Origin of the sequence: Massilia oculi (assembly GCF_003143515.1) — a bacterium.
Classification (GTDB): Bacteria; Pseudomonadota; Gammaproteobacteria; order Burkholderiales; family Burkholderiaceae_D; genus Telluria; species Telluria oculi.
Map to the genome: position 1 here is coordinate 137,178 of NZ_CP029343.1, position 22,144 is coordinate 159,321.

At 66.7% G+C, this 22,144-nt stretch carries 20 protein-coding genes; 10 read left to right on the forward strand and 10 right to left on the reverse strand.

The features are described from left to right. Positions 1-35: 35 nt before the first annotated feature. Both DIR46_RS27040 and DIR46_RS27690 read right to left on the reverse strand, forming a co-directional pair. The gene (locus DIR46_RS27040; protein ID WP_307719144.1) at positions 36-230 is read right to left on the reverse strand and encodes a tyrosine-type recombinase/integrase; all 195 of its coding nucleotides are present in this window, start codon (positions 228-230) and stop codon (positions 36-38) included. Positions 231-2,074: 1,844 nt separating this feature from the next. Next, positions 2,075-2,695 (reverse strand): Rrf2 family transcriptional regulator, encoded by a 621-nt coding sequence (locus DIR46_RS27690; protein ID WP_307719116.1) that lies wholly within the window; start codon positions 2,693-2,695, stop codon positions 2,075-2,077. Between the two features lie 210 nt (positions 2,696-2,905). On the opposite strand from DIR46_RS27690, the gene DIR46_RS00615 reads away from it, so the two are divergent. The 3 genes from DIR46_RS00615 (at position 2,906) to DIR46_RS26905 (ending at position 7,585) form a co-directional block, all read left to right on the forward strand. Then, positions 2,906-4,609 (forward strand): glycoside hydrolase family 43 protein, encoded by a 1,704-nt coding sequence (locus tag DIR46_RS00615; protein WP_109343515.1) that lies wholly within the window; start codon positions 2,906-2,908, stop codon positions 4,607-4,609. 178 nt (positions 4,610-4,787) lie between these two features. Continuing rightward, positions 4,788-6,731, forward strand: a complete 1,944-nt coding sequence (gene galB / locus DIR46_RS00620; protein ID WP_205289052.1) for a beta-galactosidase GalB — start codon at positions 4,788-4,790, stop codon at positions 6,729-6,731. Continuing rightward, positions 6,728-7,585 carry a DUF4982 domain-containing protein gene (locus DIR46_RS26905; protein WP_205289053.1) on the forward strand — a complete coding sequence of 286 codons (858 nt, stop codon included), beginning with the start codon at positions 6,728-6,730 and terminating at the stop codon, positions 7,583-7,585. The genes galB and DIR46_RS26905 overlap by 4 nt, the downstream gene beginning before the upstream one ends. A 174-nt stretch (positions 7,586-7,759) precedes the next feature. Here the strand turns inward: DIR46_RS26905 and DIR46_RS00625 are convergent, their stop codons facing one another. Beyond that, positions 7,760-8,353: a CGNR zinc finger domain-containing protein gene (locus DIR46_RS00625; protein WP_109343516.1), complete on the reverse strand. Its 594-nt coding sequence runs from the start codon at positions 8,351-8,353 to the stop codon at positions 7,760-7,762. Positions 8,354-8,487: 134 nt separating this feature from the next. On the opposite strand from DIR46_RS00625, the gene DIR46_RS00630 reads away from it, so the two are divergent. Then, the gene (locus tag DIR46_RS00630) at positions 8,488-9,438 is read left to right on the forward strand and encodes an alpha/beta fold hydrolase (protein WP_205289054.1); all 951 of its coding nucleotides are present in this window, start codon (positions 8,488-8,490) and stop codon (positions 9,436-9,438) included. A gap of 117 nt (positions 9,439-9,555) precedes the next feature. On the opposite strand, the gene DIR46_RS00635 is transcribed toward DIR46_RS00630, so the two are convergent. Continuing rightward, positions 9,556-10,014, reverse strand: coding sequence for a DUF2721 domain-containing protein (locus DIR46_RS00635; RefSeq protein ID WP_109343517.1), 459 nt, complete (start codon positions 10,012-10,014; stop codon positions 9,556-9,558). Positions 10,015-10,217: 203 nt separating this feature from the next. On the opposite strand from DIR46_RS00635, the gene DIR46_RS00640 reads away from it, so the two are divergent. Genes DIR46_RS00640 through DIR46_RS00655 form a run of 4 tightly spaced genes read left to right on the forward strand, consistent with a single transcriptional unit; the run spans position 10,218 to position 13,317 of the window. Then, on the forward strand, positions 10,218-11,246 hold the full coding sequence (locus tag DIR46_RS00640; RefSeq protein WP_229446446.1) for an acyl-CoA dehydrogenase family protein: 1,029 nt from the start codon (positions 10,218-10,220) through the stop codon (positions 11,244-11,246). Continuing rightward, entirely contained in the window at positions 11,234-12,007 is a 774-nt protein-coding gene (locus DIR46_RS00645; protein WP_109343518.1) for a PIG-L deacetylase family protein, read from the forward strand. The genes DIR46_RS00640 and DIR46_RS00645 overlap by 13 nt, the downstream gene beginning before the upstream one ends. A 3-nt stretch (positions 12,008-12,010) precedes the next feature. After that, entirely contained in the window at positions 12,011-12,601 is a 591-nt protein-coding gene (locus DIR46_RS00650; protein ID WP_109343519.1) for a methyltransferase domain-containing protein, read from the forward strand. Further along, positions 12,598-13,317 carry a glycosyltransferase family 2 protein gene (locus tag DIR46_RS00655; protein ID WP_109343520.1) on the forward strand — a complete coding sequence of 240 codons (720 nt, stop codon included), beginning with the start codon at positions 12,598-12,600 and terminating at the stop codon, positions 13,315-13,317. Before DIR46_RS00650 ends, DIR46_RS00655 begins: the two co-directional genes overlap by 4 nt. Before the next feature lies 1 nt (position 13,318). On the opposite strand, the gene DIR46_RS00660 is transcribed toward DIR46_RS00655, so the two are convergent. The 6 genes from DIR46_RS00660 to DIR46_RS00685 form a co-directional block, all read right to left on the reverse strand. After that, entirely contained in the window at positions 13,319-14,956 is a 1,638-nt protein-coding gene (locus DIR46_RS00660; protein WP_109343521.1) for an alpha,alpha-trehalose-phosphate synthase (UDP-forming), read from the reverse strand. A 94-nt stretch (positions 14,957-15,050) separates the two neighbouring features. Then, entirely contained in the window at positions 15,051-15,980 is a 930-nt protein-coding gene (cyoE, locus tag DIR46_RS00665) for a heme o synthase (RefSeq protein WP_229446447.1), read from the reverse strand. 124 nt (positions 15,981-16,104) lie between these two features. Next, positions 16,105-16,791, reverse strand: coding sequence for a hypothetical protein (locus tag DIR46_RS00670; protein ID WP_162819353.1), 687 nt, complete (start codon positions 16,789-16,791; stop codon positions 16,105-16,107). A 157-nt stretch (positions 16,792-16,948) separates the two neighbouring features. Next, on the reverse strand, positions 16,949-17,434 hold the full coding sequence (locus DIR46_RS00675) for a copper chaperone PCu(A)C (RefSeq protein WP_109343523.1): 486 nt from the start codon (positions 17,432-17,434) through the stop codon (positions 16,949-16,951). A 34-nt stretch (positions 17,435-17,468) separates the two neighbouring features. After that, a complete protein-coding gene (locus tag DIR46_RS00680) occupies positions 17,469-18,083 on the reverse strand; it encodes an SCO family protein (RefSeq protein ID WP_109343524.1) in 615 nt (204 codons plus the stop codon). Between the two features lie 114 nt (positions 18,084-18,197). Then, positions 18,198-18,530: a DUF2946 domain-containing protein gene (locus tag DIR46_RS00685; protein WP_307719117.1), complete on the reverse strand. Its 333-nt coding sequence runs from the start codon at positions 18,528-18,530 to the stop codon at positions 18,198-18,200. Between the two features lie 355 nt (positions 18,531-18,885). Here DIR46_RS00685 and DIR46_RS27695 point away from each other — a divergent pair, with 355 nt between their 5' ends. Both DIR46_RS27695 and DIR46_RS00690 read left to right on the forward strand, forming a co-directional pair. Continuing rightward, positions 18,886-19,932, forward strand: a complete 1,047-nt coding sequence (locus DIR46_RS27695; RefSeq protein ID WP_307719118.1) for a discoidin domain-containing protein — start codon at positions 18,886-18,888, stop codon at positions 19,930-19,932. Between the two features lie 48 nt (positions 19,933-19,980). Then, the gene (locus tag DIR46_RS00690) at positions 19,981-22,104 is read left to right on the forward strand and encodes a di-heme oxidoreductase family protein (RefSeq protein WP_307719119.1); all 2,124 of its coding nucleotides are present in this window, start codon (positions 19,981-19,983) and stop codon (positions 22,102-22,104) included. The last annotated feature ends 40 nt before the right edge of the window (positions 22,105-22,144 follow it).

A 22,144-nucleotide genomic window follows, 5' to 3' on the forward strand; every position in this document is an offset into this window, starting at 1 on the left:
AGTTGTCAAAGAGAATGTTATCACACGTAGCTACGCTAGAGCACGCTCTCAAACATCCTTTCAAGCCTTCTTTGCGACACCTGCAGGTACGGACGAACATGGTCCAATTCGGCGTGTCCGAGAAGCAGCTGGACGGTCTCGACCGACTCGCCCTGCTGGATGAGCCGTGATGCCATTGTGCGCCGGCCGCTGTGTGATGACCCGCCACGTATGCCGGCATCACGATACAGCTTCGTGACGTGAGATTGGAGGCTGTCGCATGCCTAGTAATCGACCGGTTCACCGGCCCAGTTTAGGCGTCGTTTGGTGTTCAAGTGGAACTTGTACCCTTTACGAGTAAGCATCAGCTTGCTCGACGGCTCCAAACCTCGATAGCGGCCCGGATTGTCAAATATCCGCAAGCGCCCTACGATCCGAAGGTCCTAGTACCTATCGACTGCTTCAATGGCTTTGGCATGACCCAGGTAGATGCACCGCTGTCGGCATCCTTTTCGTTATCGCTGCGCGTAGGCTGATTTCGGTACGCAATGCGCCTGAAGGGAACAATACGTCCTGCACTTCAATCTGTGCGATTTCTGTTATGCGCATTCCAGCAGTCAGACCCAGCCACAGGTTCAAGCAGTCCCTTTATGGATGCCGACTTGTAGAAGCTGTGACGCGAAGAAGATGACGAATTTGCCCCGGCTGGAGCGTGGTGGCTTGTGCCATGCGAACCTCTGAATAGGATGAGTTGGAGATAAATTCAGAGAAAGAGCCGCGCGGGCTCTTTTTCGAGCATATCACGGCATGTTCGCTGGCGTCCTCGGAAAAACCGCCGGCGATGATAGCGGTGTTTTGGAATCACCCACTACCGCCACAGCGACGAAAAATTGCGGCTATGCCTCTGACAGCTCATCCCCTGCAACGATATCTCATTGAAATGGGTCGCCCGAGCGGACGGCTTCACGCAACAGCAAAGCTGGAAATCAACGGATCGCGGTCGACGGGTGTTGCGTTCAAAACCGGCGCATGCGCAACACTCGGTGGAAATTTGCGAACGCAACACGGATCGATGGAATATTCGATATTCAAGAATATGGATGCACGCAACACCACCCCAAAACTACCAAGAATGCGAAGTAAGGCCGACGAGCTCGCCGACCGTCTGATCTACCCGAACTTGCAATAGCCATCTGAAGCAAAGCTGTCAGACGCCGCTCTCCGCATCTGTCTCACAAACTTGCTTCCAACCGCTTCCAGAAAATGCGTTGGGCCATTCGCTGGACGTGCTGTACGCGCGCGCGGCCGTTTCCCAGCCTCACCCTACCGCATCCTGCGCTCGACCAGTTGTGCCTCGAGCACGGATGCCTGCGCCTCGACGGCCTGCAGCTGCTCGACTTTCTTCGCCTGGTTGCGGCTGGCTTCGCGTTAAAGATGCGGAGCCTGCTCGACCGAACCCATTTCCGTCGCGAGCGCGGCCGCCTCGTTGTTCAACCGCGTCAATTCCTCCTGCTTGTAGGACGCCGCGATAATGGACAATGTGCGCGCACTCGGCGGCCACGACGTACGCAGTGGCGGCTTCCTGTATCGCCCATCGACCGGCGCACGTGACGTCAACGAGCTGATCGACCCAGCGTTAGGCTACACAATGCCTATCCGCAGGCGGTTAACGACCGTCAGCAAATCATGGGACTCGGCTGCAAGGAATTGTCGTGCCGGCCGGTACTACAGGATCCTCTGAGCCACCAGGCGGAAGCTTCGCACGGGACCTCCACCGTCGACGCGATCCTGAAGAAGCGCGAACTACAGTAACTGTCACTCCTGAAGTTCCGAAATCGCCGCACTGCCCGCCTGACGCTCGCTAATAAGCAATCCTGCATCTGCGGGAGTGGCCATACAGTATATTCCGCCACTCGAGAAGATACGGTAAGCGCTCTAATTGACACTGCAGCAGTGGCGATTTTAGTGAGACATTGGCGCCGCAGGCCGAGACCAAGAACCTGGTTCGGTGACGGCTTTCCTCTGCACAAGCAGCGTGCAATTGTAAGTGCGCCTTAACCCCATCCTTCCTGGCTAGCGAATTCGCAGGATCCAGTCACGCACTTGCCGGCGGAATGAAGGCCGACAGCTTCACCTGATTAAACTCCCGCAACAAGGCGCCTGCCGCCTGCGCCATCGCCACCTCGAGCGCGCTATTGATTGCGTGCTCCTGAGCACAACCCGGATGATCGACATTCGCGCCGATGGCGAAGATCACCGGTTCCTCGAGCGCCTGGTACACATCCAGCACCGTGATGCTGTCCGGATCCGCCGCCAGCACCCAGCCGCCATTGCGGCCAGCCGTCGACCGCACATAACCCGCATCGCGCAAACCGCCCATCATGCGGCGTACCAGGACAGGATTGGTGTCCAGCATCACGGCCAGCTCCTCCGAACTCGTCGCTCCCTTGCGTCCGTGTATATGAGCCAGCGCATGCAGCATGCGCGCCAGCCGAAAGTCAGCTCTCATCGATATCCTCCTGACGCAAGGATACCGCAACTTCGAAAGTATCGGTATAGGGATGGGCAATCGCCACTGCAGGAGTTTCGTTCTCGGCGATGCATTGCAATGCCCCGCCCTCGCCTGGTCGCATTGGTTGTCGACCACCATCCCTTGGTGGCCTATGTCTCTTGTGTTGGCTCTGCCGAAGTTCGCGACTTTTCGGATCAATTGCATGTGGATTAGCTTCGTTGGTTAGTTACGTTTTTTGAGGGGCGTGAAGATAGTAAGAACACCAGCTTCATCAGCAGCTTTGGCACACAAGATTGTTGCAGCCCAGTATTTAATAACCGACAATGATTGCGCAATCAATTTGTGTCGCTCCCTTGCCGATCCGAGCTCGCCCTACTAGGCCTGCCATGCAAGGGCAACTTTTTCGAGGTCATCATGATTTCTCTACGCACCCTGGCGGGCATCGCTTCGCTGGTCGGACTGGCGGCCTGCTCGGCTCCGGGCAGCCAGACCGGCGCCAACGGCGTATCGGCCGCAGCAGCCCTCTTCGAGCGCTTCAGCTACGAAGGCCGAGCGCAAGAAACGGCAACGCCCACCGCCTCCCAATACCGCAACCCGATCCTGTCCGGCTACTACCCCGACCCGTCCGTGCTGCGCGCGGAGGATGACTATTACCTGATCAACTCGTCGTTCACGAACTTCCCCGGCCTGCCGCTGTTCCACTCGCGCGACCTGAGCACCTGGACCCAGATCGCCAACGTGATCACCCGTCCCTCGCAGGCGAATTTCCAGGGCCTGCGCTCGTCACGCGGCATTTATGCCCCCGACATTTCGCACCACAAGGGCGTCTTCTACGTGGTCACCACCTGCGTCGATTGCGGCGGCAATATGGTCATGACGGCGTCCAAACCGGAAGGCCCCTGGTCCGAGCCTGTCAAACTGGCGTTCGGCGGCATCGATCCTTCGCTGTTCTGGGATACGGATGGCAAGGTTTACCTGGTCGGCAACGACGCGCCGGCCGAACAGCCCCGATACGATGGCCACCGCGCCATCTGGGTCCAGGAATTCGATCCTGCCGCCCTGGCCGTCAAGGGCGAGCGCACCCTGCTGGTCAATGGCGGCGTCGACATCGCGGCCAAGCCGAGCTGGATCGAAGGCCCGCACATCTTCCGCCGCGGCGCCTACTACTATCTGATCGCCGCCGAAGGCGGCACCGGCGACAACCACTCCCAGGTGGTGTTCCGCTCGGCCAGCGTGCGCGGCCCGTTCACGCCTTACCCGCACAATCCTATCCTCAGTCAGCGCAAGCTCGATCCGGCGCGCCCGAACCCGGTGACGTCGGCCGGCCATGCCAAGTTCGTCCAGACCCCGGATGGACAATGGTGGGCCACCTTCCTGGCCACCCGCCCCTACCGCGACGGCTTGTACAACATCGGACGCGAGACCTTCCTGCTGCCCGTCAGCTGGAAGGACGACTGGCCGATGGTACTGGAGGACGGCAAGCCGATTCCCTTCGTCGCCGCGCGGCCGGCGTTGCCGGCGCAGGCGCGCCCCGCGTTGCCACTCTCCGGCGACTTCGCCTATGTCGACGAATTCGACGCCGCACGCCTGTCCGACGCCTGGATCGGCGTGCGCACGCCGGCGGCGCCGTTCCACCGGCTGGAAGCGGGCCGCCTGGTGCTCGAGCCGCGCGGTCGGCTTGGCGATCTGGACGGCACGCCGGCCTTTCTTGCGCGCCGCCAGCAGCACCACATCGCCACGGTCGGCACCAGCCTGCGCTTTCGTCCCGTCCGTGAAGGCGACCGCGCCGGACTGGTGGCTTACCAGAGCGATGCTTCGCACCTGTTCTATGGCGTGACCCGGATGGGCCAGCGCAATGTGCTGGCCCTGACCAAGCGCGCCAAGTCCGACGCCGACAGCCTGCTGGCCAGCGTACCGGTGAGCGATGACGCGATCGACCTCGAGATCCGCATCGACGGTGGCCGCATGGACTTCTTCTACACTGCCGGCGGCGTGCGGCGCGAACTGCGCTCCGGCGTCGATGCAAGCTTCCTGTCGACCAGCAAGGCCGGCGGATTCACCGGCACGATCATCGGCCCGTATGTCTGGCGCGCCGACGGTGCGGATGCGCCGTATTGATGAGTCCCCAGTCTCCTGGTCGCAGCTGGAACTGCGGCCAAGGTTATTCCTAACAAATTTTGTTATGCGCTACCATTTTAAGTTTAGCAATGGTAGGCTTGCCGGACAACGTGCAGGAAGCATAACAATATCCATAGGAGGAGACTTGGACCGACATCCGCCAACATTCAGCGCAGGCATGCCCGCGCCCCGCGCAGTCACGGCCGCTTGCCTGCTGGCCGCGACGCTCGGCGCAACACTGGCCATGGTGCCGGCTGCCGCGCAGCAGGCGACCCGATCATCCGCGCCGGCAACGCAGCCCGAAGGCCGCCAGCGCATCGGCTTCAACGAGGGCTGGCGCTTCACCCTGGGCGATCCGGGCGGCGATTCGGCGCCCTACCTGTACGACGTGCGCCCCGAGGTCGGGAAGTCGGCCGACGGCAAGGACGCCGACGCCAGGCCCGACCAGGCGGTCCAGGTCGAGCGCAGCGGCGTTGCCCTGCTCAAACCATGGATCCTCCCGAGCGGAAACGCCTTCATCAAGGATCCGGCGCGCCGCCACGCGCGGCCGGCGCTTGACCCGGCCATCGATGCGCCGTTCGCGCGCCTGGGGTTCGACGACAGCGCCTGGACCCAGGTGCGCCTGCCGCACGACTGGGCGATCGCCGGCCCGTTCCTGGAAACCGGGCCGTATGGCGGCATGGGCCGTCTCAAGACCTGGGGCCCGGCGTGGTACCGCAAGACGCTCGAGCTGAGCGCGGCCGACCACGGCAAGCAGATCTACCTCGACGTCGACGGCGCCATGGCCTACGCCAGCGTCTGGGTCAACGGCCGCCTGGCCGGCGGCTGGCCCTATGGCTACAACTCGTTCCGCATCGACCTCACCCCTTACGTGACGCCGGGCGCCAGCAACCAGGTGGCGATCCGCCTCGACAACACACCCGAATCGGCCCGCTGGTATCCTGGCGCGGGCCTGTACCGCAACGTCTGGATCACCAAGACGGCGCCGCTGCACGTCGGCCAGTGGGGCGTCCAGGTCACGACGCCGCGGGTGTCGAAGGAATCGGCCCAGGTGGCCTGGCGCGTCACCCTCGACAACAAGGGCACGGCGCCGGTCAAGGCCGATGTGGTCACCGAACTCTTTGTGCTCGACGCCCAGGGCAGGCCGACCGGCAAGCCGGTAGCAACCGTGACGTCTCCCGCATCGACGGTCGCGCCGGGCGCCAGTGCCAGCGTGGACGGTAACGCGACGCTGGCCAAGCCGCGCCTGTGGGGCCCGCTGCCGACCCAGCAGCCCAACCGCTACCTGGCGGTGACGACGGTGCGCCAGGATGGCCGCGTCGTCGACCGCGTCGAGACGCCGTTCGGCATCCGCACGCTGCGCTTCGACGCCAAGGAAGGCGTCTTCGTCAACGGCGAGAAGATCGTGCTGCGCGGCGTGAACAACCACCATGACCTCGGCGCGCTCGGCGCCGCCTTCAACGTGCGCGCGGCCGAACGCCAGCTCGAACTGCTGCAGGAAATGGGCGCCAACGCCCTGCGCCTGGCCCACAATCCGCCCGACCCACAACTCCTGGCCCTCACCGACCGCATGGGCATCCTGGTGGTGGACGAGGTATTCGACTCCTGGCAGCGCAAGAAGACGCCGCTCGACTTCCACCTGATCTTCGACGACTGGCACGAGCAGGACCTGCGCTCCATGATCCGGCGCGACCGCAACCACCCGTCGATCATCATGTGGAGCATCGGGAACGAAGTCGGCGAGCAGTACACCGGCAAGGAAGGCGCCGAGCTCGCGCGCCGCCTGCACGGGATCGCGCGCGACGAAGACCCGAGCCGGCCGACCACCCTGTCCATGAACTACGCCAAGCCGCACATGCCGCTGCCGGCCGAGGTGGACATCATCAGCCTGAACTACCAGGGCGAAGGCATCCGCCAGGATCCTGAGTTCGAGGGCACCGACCGTATCCGCACGCCGCCGCAATATCCCGGCTTCCACCAGGCCTTCCCGGACAAGGTGATCCTCACCAGCGAATCGGCGTCGGCGTTCAGCAGCCGCGGCGTCTATTTCTTCCCCGTCCATCCCGCCAACAGCTCGATCGTGCGCGATGGCCGCGGGGCGACTCGACACTGCAGCAAGTGAGCTCCTACGAACTGTATGCCGTCGATTTCGGCTCATCGGCCGACAAGGTATTCGCCTCGCTCGACCGCCATCCCTATGTCGCCGGCGAATTCGTCTGGACCGGCTTCGACTACCTGGGCGAGCCGACGCCGTACTATGGCGCGCGCAGCTCCTATACCGGCATCCTCGACCTGGCCGGCTTCAAGAAAGACCGCTTCTGGCTGTACCAGTCGCGCTGGCGGCCAAGCCTCAAGATGGCCCACATCCTGCCCCACTGGACCTGGCCGGATCGGGTTGGCCAGGTCACGCCGGTGCACGTGTTCACCTCGGGCGACGAAGCCGAGCTGTTCGTCAACGGCAAGTCGCAGGGCCGCAAGAAGAAGGCACCGTTCACCTACCGCCTGCGCTGGGACGATGTCAGGTACGAGCCGGGCGAGGTGCGCGTGGTGAGCTACAAGGCCGGCAAGGAATGGGCGCGCGCATCGGTCCGGACCGCGGGCGAGGCGGCCGCGCTGCAGGCCAGCGCCGACCGCGCGACGATCGACGGCGATGGCCGCGACCTGTCCTTCGTCACCGTGCGCATCGCCGACAAGGCCGGCATCGATGTGCCCCGCAGCATGCAGCGGGTGCGCTTCACGGTCGAGGGTCCGGGCGAACTGGTGGCCACCGACAACGGCGATCCGACCAGCTTCGAGCCGTTCCCGTCGCCTGAGCGCGCCGCCTTCAACGGACTGGTGCTGGGCATTGTGCGCGCCAAGCCGGGCGCCAGCGGCCCGATCACGGTGCGGGTGACGGCCGACGGCCTGGCGCCGGCGTCGGTCACGCTGCAGGCAAGGCCGGCGGATAAGGCGATCGAGACCCACCAGCGGCCGTAATCGTCGCCCTGGCGTCAAGCCCCTTGCGCGTCGATCGGCAGCGGCGCGTCGGGCGCCACCAGTCCTGGTTCGCGCAGCGCATGCCAGAAGGCGGGCGGGGTGTCGGCCTGCAGCGCCAGCTGGTCTTCGGCCACCCGCGCTGGACGACGCGCGCCGGGCAGCGCCGCCGCGCTGTCAGGCCGCGGCGCGGGTCCTCTTGCGGAATTCGGCCGCCTTGTGCCGGTTGCCACACAGCGCCATGCTGCACCAGCGACGGCGATGCGATTTGGTCCGGTCATAGAACCACAGCACGCAATCGGGGTGCTCGCACTGTCGCACGTATTCGAACTGCCCGTTGGCCAGCAGCTCCGCCACCGACTCGGCCACCTGCCCCAGCGCCTGTCGCGGCGACGGCGTGGAACGCCGCCGCCTGAGCAGCGGACCGTCCTCGCTCCACTCCAGCACCGGCGCCGACTGCATCGCCGCCAGGTAACGGTTGATCCGCTCCGGATTGCCCCGCTCCCCCTGCTTGCGCCGCTCGACCAGCTCGCGCGCGATCGCCCTCAGCTCCCTGGCGTCCCATAGCAGGGCATCCCCGGCTTCGCCGTCGCCAGGTGGGCCGACATCGATGCCGCAGCGCTCCAGCCAGCGCAGCACATCATCGCCGCTGCGCCAGAAATCGACGTACTGCTCACCGCGACCCGCTTCCGTATTGAGCAGGTCGAGCGCCGGATGATCACCCACGAGCAGCGGCTCGGTCAGGGCGGCTTCCTGTTTGTTGTGGGACATGGTCTTCCTTTCGCAATAACCATCAACATTATACTTGAACGGTTACAGAAAGCGTGCCATACTGGGCCACATAACCTCTTATGGCAAGTTTTAAAGGTTACTCGAATAACCCCATCTCATACAGGGAGCCCATCATGAAAAGCATTCTGAACCCACTGTTCATGGCCGCCGCGATCGGCAGCGCCGGCGCCGCCCAGGCAGCCGCCCAGGCAAATGACAACGCGCCCGCCGTGCGCTACGACACGGTCCAGGTCAAGGGCGTCGACGTGTTCTTCCGCGAAGCCGGTCCGAAGGACGCGCCCGCCGTGCTGCTGCTGCACGGCTTCGGCGCCTCTTCGCACATGTTCCGCGACCTGATTCCGCAGCTGGCCGGCGGCTACCGCGTGATCGCGCCCGACCTGCCCGGCTTCGGCCTGACGCGCGCGGACAAGTCGTTCAAGTACACCTTCGACAACCTGGCCGACGTGATCGATGCCTTCACCACCGCCAGGGGCCTGCAGCGCTATGCGATCTATGTGTTCGACTATGGCGCGCCGGTGGGCTGGCGCCTGGCGGTGCGCCATCCCGAAAAGATCACGGCGATCGTGAGCCAGAACGGCAATGCCTACGAGGAGGGGCTGAGCCCCGGCTGGGCGCCGATGCGGGCCGCCTGGGCCGATCCGACGCCGGCGAACCGGGAAGCGCTGCGCAAGTTCAATACCCTGGACATGCTCAAGTGGCAATACGTCGAGGGCGTGAAGGACACGTCGACCGTGGCGCCCGACGGTTACCTGCTGGCCCACGAGGCGATCGAGCGCATCGGCGTCGACCCGCAGATGGACTTGCTGGTTGACTACGGCCAGAACATCAAGCAATACGCGCAGCTGCACGCCTACTTCCGCCAGCACCAGCCGCCGCTGCTTGCCATCTGGGGCAAGAACGATCCCTTCTTCCTGCCGCCCGGCGCCGAAGCCTTCAAGCGCGACAATCCGAAGGCGGAAGTGCGCTTCCTCGACACCGGCCACTTCGCGATCGAGACCCATGGCGCCGAGATCGCGCAGGCCATGCGCGCCTTCCTGGACCGCCACCTGGGTGCAGGCAAGTAAGCCCACGACCCGGCGCCGGACGCCGGCCGCGTAGCCGGTGGCCAACTCGCCGCATGCGCCCTGGCCCTGGCCCTGCCAGTCCTTCCGGCCGGCCTCCCGCGCCGGCCAGGCGCTCCCCTATCCCGCCGTCGTTCGGCAGGCTTCCAGCACCTTCAGCTGCTGCGCACGCATGAAGCTGCTGCAGATCAGGATCTCGCGCATCAGATAGACCAGGCCGACGATCAGCGCCAGCATGCCGCCCACGAAGCACAGGGCGATGTACTGGTCGAGCGGCAGGTCGGTGGTATCTCCCAGGAACAGCATCGCGATCACGACGCAGATCAGCAGCCCGCAGAGAGTGCTGGCGGCGATGCCGACGTTGATCAGATGGGCCCGGTGATACAGGCTGAGCAGTTCACCCTTGCATTCATTGTCGGGATCGGCCTTGAGGCGGTCTTCCAGCACCCGGCTGCGGTCGATCAGTCGACCCAGCCGGTTGGTCAGCACGATCAGCATCGTGCCCACCCCGGCCAGCAGGAATACCGGCGCGATCGCCAGCTGGATGGCTTCGCCGATGTCGCTGAGCTGAAGGTTCATGGGAACGGCGTGGTAACGGACATGCGGCAAGTGTAGCAGCATGGCACGTCACGTCGCTTTTCGTCTCCTACTTGTCGGAGAAGGAGGTCGGCCGTTGTTATCGCAACTCCAGGAATGCCATTTAAACCCGCGCGCTTTGCCGCGTGCCGGACAAGCTAAACGTTGAGCAAGTGGTACGATGAAATTTTTGCAAGACACTTGCTATGCATTCCGACCTACCCTCTACCGGCGCGTCCCTCGCGGCACGCCTGCGCGCGGCGCTCCTGTCCCTGCAGGATGCCCCGCCAGCGGCCGCGTTGAATCGGCTCGTCACCTTGCGCCTGGACCGCCTGCCGCTGCCCGGCCACGGCGCCACGCTCGAACGCTGGCGCGCGCTGGCGGCCGTGGGCGCCCACGACCTCGCGCTCGCCAAGCTGTACGAAGGCCATGCCGACGCCCTGGCCATCCTCCATGAGGCTGGCGCCCATGGCGGCGCCGACGACGCGCTCTGGGCCACCTGGTGCGCCGAGCCGCCCAATGCGCGCCTGGCGCTTTCCCCCGACAGCCATGGAGGGCTGCGCCTCGACGGGCGCAAGGCCTGGTGCTCGGGCGCGCGCGACGTCACCCACGCCGTGGTGAGCTGCTGGGATCCGGACGGCGCCGCGATGCTGGCGGCGGTCGATCTGCGCCAGGCCGGCGTCACGGTGACCGGCGATGGCTGGAACGCGGTCGGCATGGCGAACAGCGGCAGCGTCGACATGCTCTTCGATGGGGTTCAGGCCCGGGCGCTGGGTGGCCCGGGATTCTATGTCGAACGCGCCGGTTTCTGGCACGGCGGCGCCGGTGTCGCGGCTTGCTGGTACGGCGCCGCGACCCGTCTCGCCGACGCCCTGCGCGAACGCGTGGCCGGCCGCGGCGATCCTCACCGCCTCGCGCAACTGGGCGAAGCGGCGGTGGCGCTGCAGGCAAGCGCCGCGCTGATGCGCGAAGCCGCGGCGCGGATCGACCGCACACCGCAAGCCAACGCGATGGGCGACGCCCTGTCGGTACGCCTGAGCGTCGAAGCCAGCGCCGGCCTGGTGCTGGGCGCGGCCGGGCGCGCGCTGGGCGCCGGGCCGCTGTGCAAGGACGGGGCGCTGGCGCGGCTGTACGCCGACCTGCCGGTCTTCATGCGCCAGAGCCACGCCGAACGCGACCTCGAAGCGGTCGGTCGTCTCGTCAGCGAGTCGGGAGCGTCGCCATGGACGCTGTAGCACGCTCGCGCCATATCGCCGGCGCGGGCACCCCGGCCGCGGCCTGGCGCCTCGCTCCGGAGCTGGCGACGGCGCCGTCCACTACCCTCGACCGGCTCGTGCCGCGCGGCACGCGGGTCGCGGTGGTCGCGCCGCATCCGGACGACGAGATCCTCGCCTGCGGCGCGCTGCTGTACATGCTGGCGCGGCGGGGCGACGCCCCGCTGGTGGTGGCCGTCACCGATGGCGAAGCAAGCCATCCCGGCTCGACCGACTGGCCGCCGGCGCGCCTGCGCGCGCAGCGGATCCGGGAAACCGAGACCGCGCTCGCCTGCCTGGGCGTAGCGCGCCCGCGCATCGAGCGGCTCGGCATTCCCGACGGGGGCGTTACGGCGGCCGAGCCGATGCTGGCCGCCCGCCTGGCCGCGCTGCTGCGGCCGGGCGACCTCGTGATCACCACCTGGCGCCACGATGGCCATCCGGATCACGAGGCCACGGCGCGCGCCTGCGCCACGGCGGCGAACGGACGGCAAGCCCGCCTGCTCCAGGCGCCGGTGTGGGGCTGGCACTGGAGCGCGCCGGGCGATGGGGCGATGCCCTGGGGGCAGGCCAGCAAACTCACGCTGCCGCCCGATGCGCTGGCGCGCAAGCGCGCCGCGCTGGCCTGCTTCACCAGCCAGGTCGAGGGCGACGCCAGCACCGGCGCCGCCCCGATCCTGCCTGCCTTCGCCATGGAGCGCGTGCTCCATCCCTTCGAACTGTTCTTCGACTGCCATGACTGAACCATGACTGACTCCCGCCTGCGTCACTTCGAGGCGCTTTACAGCGCCAGCGACGATCCATGGAACGTGCATGGCGCCTGGTACGAACGGCGCAAGCGCGCCATCCTTCTCGCCAGCCTCGCCAGGCCGCACTACCGCAATGTCTTCGAGCCCGGCTGCGGCAATGGCGCGTTGAGCGCCGCCCTCGCGCCGCGCTGCGAACGCCTGCTTGCCAGCGACGGCGCGGCCGCCGCGCTCGATGCGGCGCGCAAGAGTTTGCCGCCCGCCCTGGCCGACGCGGTACGCTTCGAGCAACGCACCCTGCCGAACGACTGGCCCGATGGCGAGACGTTCGACCTGATCGTCATCAGCGAACTGGCCTATTATTTTCCGCTACCCGAAGCCGCCGCGCTGCTGGCCCGCGCCGCCGCCAGCCTGGCGCCCGACGGTGAGTTGGCGATGTGCCATTACCTGCACGACTTCGACGACCGCGCCTGCGGCACGGAAGCGCTGCACCGGACCGCCGGCGATATGCCCGGCCTGCGGCGCAGCCTGGTGCATCGTGACCAGGATTTCGTGCTTGAGACCTGGACCGCCCATGGAGGCCGGCCATGATCGGCGTCGCCATCCCGGCCCATGACGAGGAAGCCTGCCTCGACGCCTGCCTGCACGCTCTGCTGCGCGCGGCGTGCCATCCGGCGCTGGCGGGAGAGGAAGTGCGGGTCTGTGTGGTGCTCGACGCCTGCAGCGACCGCTCGCTGGACGTCGTCGTCACGCATGAGGCGCTGTTCGAGGCGGCGGGCTGTCGCCTGGAGTCGCGCGAAATCTCGGCGCGCCAGGTCGGCGCCGCGCGCGCCGCCGGCGCCCGGCGCCTGCTGGAAAGCGGCGCGCGCTGGCTGGCATTCACCGATGCCGACACCTGCGTCGCGCCCGGCTGGCTGGCGGCGCAGATCGCGCTCGACGCCGATGTGGTGTGCGGATCGGTCGGCGTCGAGGACTGGACGGCGCATGGCGAGCAGGCCGCCGTGCTCTGCGAACGATTCAGTGGTGACTACCAGGACCGCGACGGCCATCGCCACATCCACGGGGCGAACCTCGGCGTGAGCGCCGAGGCCTACCTGGCGGCGGGAGGATTCGCCTGCGTCGACTGCCACGAAGACGTGCTGCTGGTGCGCGCACTGGAAAGCATCGGGGCCCGTTTCGCCTGGAGCGCGCAGCCCAGGGTGGTCACCAGCGCCCGGATCGACGCGCGGGCGCGCGGCGGCTTCGGCGACACGCTGCGGGCACTGGCCGCCGGCCTGCTGCCCGCAACGCCGCGCCCCGGGTCCTAGCCTACGCCAAGCCCCACTGGCCGGCACGCGCCGGATCCGGGCGCGCCGTACGGCGCGCCGCGACGCGCACGCCGTCGCCCAGCAGGCGGGCCGCCCAGCCGAACACCGTGTTCTGGCCCACCACCCCGCGCATCGCGCGCATGCGCGTGGCCTGCTCCTGCGGCGGCATGTCCAGTGCGCGGCCGATGGCGCGGGCGATGCCGGCGATGTCGCGCGGCTCGACCAGCAAGGCCTGCTCCAGCTCGGCCGCGGCGCCGGCCTGGCGGCTGAGCACCAGCGCACCGCGCAGGTCGTTACGCGCCGCCACGAACTCCTTGGCCACCAGGTTCATTCCGTCGTGCAGGCTCGTGACCAGGCACACGTCGCTGGCGCGATAGCAGTCGGTGACGGTGGCCGCATTGGCGCTGGCGGCGTGCAGGACGACCGGCCGCCACGCGCCATTACCGAAGCGCTCGTTGATCCGCTCGGTGAGCGCCTTCACCTGGCGTGAGATTTCCTGATAGGCCGGCAAGGCGCCACGGCATGGCGCGCCGATCTGCAGCAAAGTCACCTGGCCCAGCAGTTCCGGGCGCTCCTCCAGCAGCAGCTCGAAGGCCTGCAGCCGCTCGGGAATGCCCTTGGTGTAATCCATGCGGTCGACACCGACCAGCAGGCGCACCCCTGGCGCAATGCCGAAGCGGCGCCGGACGTCGTCGCCCAGGCCGGGCGCAGGCGGATCCTGGCGGCCGGGCCAGGCGATCGAGATCGGATAGGCATCGATGTGAGCACTGCCCTCGACCCGAGCGCAGGCAGCGCGCGCCAGCCTGAAGTTGGCCGCGTCGGCCGGGGTCTGCAGGCCGACCACGGTGCTGGCCAGCAGGCCCGCCATTACCTGTTCGCGCCACGGCAGGCGTGCCAGGCGCTGCGGCGCCGGGAACGGGATGTGCCAGAACAGCACGATGACGGCCTCGGGCAGGCGCTCGCGCACCATCTGCGGCACCAGCGCCAGGTGGTAATCCTGCACCAGCACCACCGGACGCGCGGTCGCAGCTTCGGCCACGACGGCCTCGGCGAAGCGGCGGTTGACCTGCACATAATGGTCCCAGTCGGCGGCGCGGAAGCTCGGCTCGACGTCGGTGCGATGGCACAACGGCCACAGCCCCTCGTTGGACAGGCCGTCGTAATAGCCGGCCACTTCGTCCTCGTCCAGCCACAGGCGGCGCAGGCGGTAGGGAGCGTCCAGGTATTGCTTGCGCACGTGGTCGCGCTCGTCGCAGGTGGCGCGGTCGGCATCGCCGCTGCCGTGCGCGATCCAGCATCCGCCTTCCTGGGCCAGCACGGCTTCGAGCGCCGTGACCAGGCCGCCGGCGGGGCGCTGGGAGACGATGCCGTCGGGCGTATGGGAATGGATGCAGGGGGCGCGGTTCGAGACCACGATCAGGTCGTCGCCGCAGCCCAGCTGTTCGAGCAGGCGGGCCAGGTCGGCGCTGTCGCGCACGTCGGCCGGGGTGAGCAGGCTGGACGGCGTGTTGAGGTTGCGCTCGTGGCGGCGGCGCTCGCCGGGCAAGCCTTCAGGCAGCTTGCTTGGCAGATGAGTCGGTAGATGCGCTGGATTGCCGCGCACCCGCATGGTGGGGTGGGTTTGGTATCTCGCTGTCATGCAAACAGCTTAATATATTAACGTTCTACCCTACCGTGCGCCAGCGTACTCAAACTGACAATTTCCATGATAGCAACTCTCAGCCCGCGATGATTCAAAGCCCGATGAAATGATCCAGCAGCAGCGCCGCGAACAGCAGCGCCAGGTACATGATCGACCAGGCGAAGGATTTGCGCGCGATCTGGTCGCTGTAGCGCTTGTGGACCAGCCAGCCGTAGCGCAGGAATACGGCGTTCAGCGCGCAGGCGGCCACCAGGTACACGACCCCGCTCATGCCCACCACCCACGGCAGCGCGGTGCCGGCCGCCAGCGCCAGGCTGTAGCGCCACACCTGCAGGCCGGTGTGCGCCATGCCGTGCGTGACAGGCAGCATCGGCAGGCCGGAGCGGGCGTAGTCGTCGCGCCGATACATGGCCAGCGCCCAGAAATGTGGCGGCGTCCACAAGAAAATGATCAGGACCAGCAGCCAGGCCTCCATCGGCACCGCATTGGCGACCGCGGCCCAGCCCAGCGCCGGCGGCATGGCGCCGGCGAAGCCGCCGATCACGATGTTTTGCGGGGTGTTCGGCTTGAGCAGCAGCGTATAGATGAAGGCATAGCCGGCGAAGGTGGCCAGGGTCAGCCACATCGTCAGCGGATTGACCCGGGTGTACAGCAGCGCGGCGCCGGCGGCGCCCAGCACCAGCGAAAAGATGACGGTTTGCAGCGCGCTCAGGCTGCCGCTGGCGGTCGCGCGGCGGGCGGTGCGCGCCATGCGGGCATCGATCCGCGCCTCGAGCAGGCAGTTGACGGCGAACGCGGCGCCGGCCAGCAGCCAGATGCCGGCGCCGCTGGACAGCAGCACGCCCCAGCCCGGGAAGCCGTCGCTGGCCAGCAGGCTGCCGATGACGGCGCAGAACACGGTCAGCATCGTGACGCGCGGCTTGGTCAGCGCCCAGTACTGCGAGCAGTAGCGGGCCAGGCCGGCAACGGCGCCGTCGCCCGGTGCCGCCGTTTCTAAATCTACAACTTTGACGTTCGACATGATCGCTCGACCGCGGTGCGAAGATGGCGGTCCTTACCCAAAACCCGACATCCTAGAGGAAATCGCGGTGCAGACAAACGGGCAAAATGTCCCAGTTGCCGTCCATGCTATGGAATCCGGGCTGTCAACTCACTTCTTCGGGCGCCACCGCGGGCGCACGCACGACGTCAGGCACGCGTTTTGCCGGTATCTGATGCACAAAAACCACATGCTGGACCATCCATAGCGCGACATAGGCCAGCAGCTCGCACAATTCCTCGAACATCTGGGCACTGGGAAGGACGCTATCGAGATGACAGGACATATGGCCCTCGGCGCAGGTCGACCCCATTGCCGCCGCCAGCAGCACCATCAGGACCATCCAGGGAATGCGCCGGGCGAAGGCGGCCCGCAGCGGCCCGTCGATCCGGTAATACACCGCACCCAGCACCAGGGCCGCCAGCAGCACGGCGGCGCCGGACCGGACCAGCGGCGGGAACCAGGGCGCCATCGCGGCCAGGGTATCGGTCGCGCTAGCCGGGTCGGGCAACCATGCCCTGCCCCAGCTGAGCTCACGCCCCGCCAGCAGCAGCCAGACCGGCGCGACCCACAGCGCCAGCATGGCCACGCGCGCCGGCCGGGTGCGCATATACATCAGCAGCGCCAGGATGCAGCCGCTGCACAGCACCAGCACCTGCAGGCTTTCCAGCAGGCCGCCCTCGCGCGCCCAGGCCGCGGGCAACACCAGGCTGGCCGGATAGCAGGCCGCCAGCGCCGCCAACAGCGCCCATTCGCCACGGCCGGCGGGCAACCATGAAGGACTTGTTCGCATATCCGCTCCATTCGCATGAAGCCGCGGCTTCCCCTGTCGGGAAACCTGTCGGCAATCCCGCGATTGTAAGGAGCGGACCCGCGCGCACGATTGGTTTTACAGAAAACCGCCACCAATAATTGTTGTTTTCAAGTCAACCACCGCACGCGGCGCCTCGTCAGTGGCCGGCGTGGGCCGGCCTGGCGGCGCTGTTCAGGGCCTTCACCGGCGCCTGGATCTCGACCTGCTCGCGCTTGCCGTCCTTGCCTTCGAATACCAGGGTGAACGGCACGGTATCGCCCTCCTTCACCTGGGCTTTCAGGTTCATCATCATGATGTGATAGCCGCCCGGCTTGAGCTCGACGGTTTTGCCGGCAGGCAGGTCGACGGACTGCACCTGGCGCATGCGCATCACGTCGCCCTGCATCGCCATCTCGTGCACTTCGACCGTCGGGGTCAGCGGCGAGCTGGCCGACACGAACTTGCTGTCCCTGGCGGCTTGCAGCTGCATGAAGGCGCCGGTCGCCTTCTGTTGCGGTACGGTGGCGCGCACCCAGGCGTCCTTGACGCTGACGTTGGCCTGGGCCTGGGCCGGGGTGGCAACGGCAGTGGCGACGGCGACCAGCATGGCGGCGGCGGCGGCGGTGCGGATGAAGTGGTTCATGGTGTTCTCCTTGATTGATCTGAATGGGGATGACTCAGGCGGCATGCAGCAGCTTGCGCACGTCGGCAGCGTACTCGATCGCCGACTGGCTGTGCGACAGTTTCAGGCGCAGCTTGCCCCTGGTGTCGTAGGCATAGGTGACCGAGGTGTGGTCGATGGTGTAGGAATCGCCGGTCGGCACCTTCTGGTAGATGATCTTGAACTCCTTCGCGGTTTCGGCCAGGCGTTCCGGGTCGCCATACAGGGCGAGGAAGGTCGGATCGAAGGCGGCCGTGTAGGCATTCAGGACCTCGGGCGTGTCGCGCTCCGGGTCGACGCTGACGAACAGCACCTGCAGGCGGTCGCCATCCGGTCCGAGCAGGGTCTTGACCTCGGCCGCGCGCGCCAGCGCGGTCGGGCACACGTCCGGGCATTGGGTGAAGCCGAAGAACACCAGCACGACCTTGTCCTTGAAGTCGGCCAGCGTGCGTTCCTGTCCGGTCGGATCCTTGAGACGGAAATCGCGGCCGAAATCGGCGCCCGTGATGTCGGTGCCGTTGAAGCTGACCGAACTGCCCATGCTGCAACCGGCAAGCAGCCCCAGCGCAACGGTCGCGCCGGACAGCACGAAGGCGCGCCGCGAGATGCTGGTTGAAACTCGTTGATTCATCTTGCTACTCCTGACTCTTCTGGATAAGCGCGCGGCGTGCAGGCGCAACCCCGACGGGCCACGCCGCGCTGCGCGCATGAGGACTGCGCCGGCCTTGCCGCCGGCGGGACAACGTCAGGTGTGTGCGGGCGGCCCGCGCGGCGGCAACGGCGCACCGGCCGTGGCGGCGACATGGAAGGCGGCGGGTGCGTGCACCACGGCAGTTGCCGGCTGTGGCGGCGGGATGCACGGCGCTGCCGGCAGCGGCGGCGCGGCGGCGGGCAGGCACAGCGGGCAATCGAGGGTATGCCCCTTGGCCTGCACGGTGGCGCCGTCGCCGTCGACGAGGACGACCTTGACGCCGCCCTCGGAACACACCAGCGCCATGGCGACCGGCTGCACCATGGGTGCGGCACTGGCGGCGCCCAGGGTGAGGACGAACCAGGCCAGGACCAGACGGACCAGCATCGACGATGTGCGCAGGATGTGCATGACCTGTGATTATTGGTGATGACTTCCACATCCGTCAACGCCAAATGCTGCATCCAAAAGCGCTTCCATTGTGTAGATCATGAGGCATGCGCTTGACAGGTATTGACGTGCCGGATATCTTAACGTTAAAAAGTTGCCTTATAGCAATTTACCCTTGGTCTCTAGGGGGAGGTACCATAACTCGGCCCGGGAAGCACCGATTGATTCTGGCGGGGTTGGAATCGGTCAGTGGTTCGCGAGGCACGCGGAAAGAGCACGGCCTGCGCGGTGCGGACGGCGGTTGCCGCCGGCGCAGGTTTTCCATCGCAAATTGATAACCAAGGAGTATCAAATGAACTTACTGCCTCGCGGGCAGTCCTCAGGCCGCTACCGCATGCCCGGCCTGACGCTCGCGCTCACGATGTTGCTTGCCGGCTGCGGCGGTGGCGGAGATGGCGAATCGCCCATGTCCTCCATGCAAAGCGCCAGCAAGAGCCTGTTCAGGGCCTTTTCGGCGGCAGCCGAGGGGCCGGAAATGCCCCTTACCCCGAAGGGCGCCACCGCCACCTCGCGCGAGCGGGACGATCTCGACGCCAGATTCGCCATCGATGGCGACCGCAACACGCGCTGGGGCAGCAAGTTCACGAATGACGAAGATTTCGTGCTCGAGTTCGCGGAAAGCGTGGTGATCACCCGGGTCCGCATCGACTGGGAAAACGCGCACGCGCGCAAGTACGAACTGCAGGTCTCCGAGGACGGCGACAGCTGGACCACGATCAAGACCGTGACCGACAGCCAGGGTGGCGTCGAGGACCTGAAAGGCTTCGCCGGCGAGGGCCGCTACCTGCGCGTGAAAGGCGTCGAGCGCGCCGGGCAGTATGGCTATTCGATCCTCGAGATCCAGGCCTTCACCGGCACCCCATCCGACCCCGACGCGCCGACCGAACCCTCTCCCGAGATCCCGGTCGACCTGAGCAAGCCGGGCGTGCCGGTCAAGCCGGCTGGCGCGACCTCGTCGCGACCCGAGAACGGCGGCATGAGCGCCTCGATGGCGATCGACGGCAAGCCGAACACCCGCTGGGCCAGCCACCAGGAGGATGGCAATGGCGGCTGGATCCAGTTCGACTTCGCCGGCCCGACCCCTATCGGCTACATCAAGCTGAACTGGGAGAATTCCTATGCGAAGCAGTACAAGCTGCAGACCTCGAACGACAACGTCAACTGGACCGACCTGCGCATCGTCGACAAGGGCCAGGGCGGCATCGAGGAATTCTTCAACCTCAATATCGTCGCCAAGCACGTCCGCCTGCAGGGCCTGATGCGCGCGACGCAGTATGGCTATTCGCTGTGGGAAGTCGAGTTCAAGACGCCGGGCAGCGACAACACCATCCCCGAGTAGCCGACCTCGGCCCAGGCATTCCCGGCCAACGGCAATGGCTGGACCCCGTTGCCGGGTTCGAACGACGCCATCGAGTCGCTCCAGTTCACGCTGCCCGACGGTACTCTGGTGACGCGCTTCGGCGCCCGCGTCCAGGATCGCCACGGTCGCGAACGCGGCGAGGAATGGAACGAGATCGGCTACGGCCCCAACGAGACGGTCGACCCCGCCACCGGCCTGCCACGCAACAAGGCGCCGGGACGCCACCTGACCTTCGTGCCGCAATACCACCAGAACCGCACCTGGGGCGTCGAGGTCATCGACCGCAGCCGCGTGCCGAACAACACCCGTCCGGTCCTGATCGTCAACCAGTACACGCTGGTGGACTTCCTGCCGGGCGGCGTGGCGTTCTTCCGCGCCTTCGACCGGCCGGGCGACACCGGCTTCGGCTGGATGAATCCGGGCCAGCTGGTCAACGACAAGGTCGCGATCTGCCCGCCGACGCCGTATCCGCGCAATAACACGCTGTACAACGCGAACCTGGCCAACGGCGACTGCGCCCTGCAGCACTGGACCTATCCGGGCCATGCGGAGCTGAACTCCGACGGCTTCCCGAACGGCCGCACCGTCCAGGCCCGTCCGCTGGTGGCCGGCGACGTGGTGGAAATCTCGCCCTCGATGTTCTCGACCAATGCGGCGATGCAGGCCAAGGGCGACTTCGGCGGCATCCGCTACTACTCGAACGAGTGGACCTATGTGGTCGGCCAGGGCCTGCGTCCGTGGTATGGCGTGCAGCCGCGCCTGATGAACGCACCGCTGCCCCTCGACACCCTGTCGGGCGGCATCGGCTCGGTGTCCTATAACTACAGCGACAACGGCAGTTTCATGTTCCAGCAGCCGCACAACCACACCGGCATGCAGAACATGCAACGCTTCGTCGAGGGGCGCCGCCTGGTGCACACCAACTTCACCACGGGCAAGCACAACGAGCCGGGCAACGATCCGCATCCGAACGTGGTCGGCCTCCAGGGCCAGCGTTTCAGCCAGTCGGCCTGTATCGCCTGCCATACCAACAACGGCCGCAGCGCGGCGCCTGAAATCGGCCGCCGCCTGGACACCATGGCCGTGCGCGTCGCCAGGACCGCGGCGGACGGCGCCCAGCTGCCGCACCCGACCTATGGCACGACGGTGCAGATGAACGCCTCCACCGCGGCCGGCACGCCGCAGAACTGGGGCGGCGTGCGCGTGAAGGAGTTCGAAACGCGCACCGTCAAGCTGGCCGACGGCACCGATGTGCAGTTGCGCAAGCCGGTGCTGGTGTTCGACGGCCCGACGCCGGACACCGTGTCGCTGCGCGCGGCCCAGCCGATGATCGGCACCGGCCTGCTCGAAGCGGTGCCCGAGGCCGACATCCTGGCGCGGGTGCGCACCACGGCCGACCAGGACGGCGTCAAGGGCGTGGCCAACTTCGTGTTCGATCCGGAAACCGGCGCGGTGCACCTCGGCCGCTTCGGCTGGAAAGCCTCGAAGGCGACGCTGCGTCACCAGACCGCCAGCGCGCTGCTGCAGGACATGTCGGTGACCTCGCCGGTCTATCCGAACCGCAGCTGCGACAGCAACCCGGCCGGCTGCGCCTCGGCGCCGAAGCAGCGCGGCATCTCGGAAGCCGACCTGCAGCAGATCTCGAACTACTTGGCCCTGCTGGCCGTGCCTGCCCAGCGCAGCCTGCCGAGCGGCTTCCCGAAAGGCGTCTCGGCCATCGAGGAGCTGGACGTCGACAGCCGCCAGGTCGCCGCCGGCGCCAAGCTGTTCGAGGCGATGCGCTGCGTGGCCTGCCACACCGCGTCGATGAAGACCGGCTCGAACCACCTGTTCGCGGAACTGCGCGACCAGACGATCCGTCCTTACACCGACCTGCTGCTGCACGATATGGGTCCCGGCCTGGCCGACGACTACAAGGAAGGCCAGGCCAGCGGCAGCATGTGGCGCACGCCGGCACTGTGGGGCCTGGGCTACACCGACAAGGTGCTGGACCGCGAAGGCACCGTCGGCTACCTGCATGACGGCCGCGCGCGCAACCTGACCGAAGCGATCATGTGGCACGACGGCGAAGCCGCCGCGGCGCGCAACCGCTTCGCGAAGCTGGCGAAAGCCCAGCGCGACGAGCTGATGGCGTTCCTGCGCTCGCTGTAAGCGGCATCCGGCCGGCGTGAATGGCGCCGGGAGCGATCCC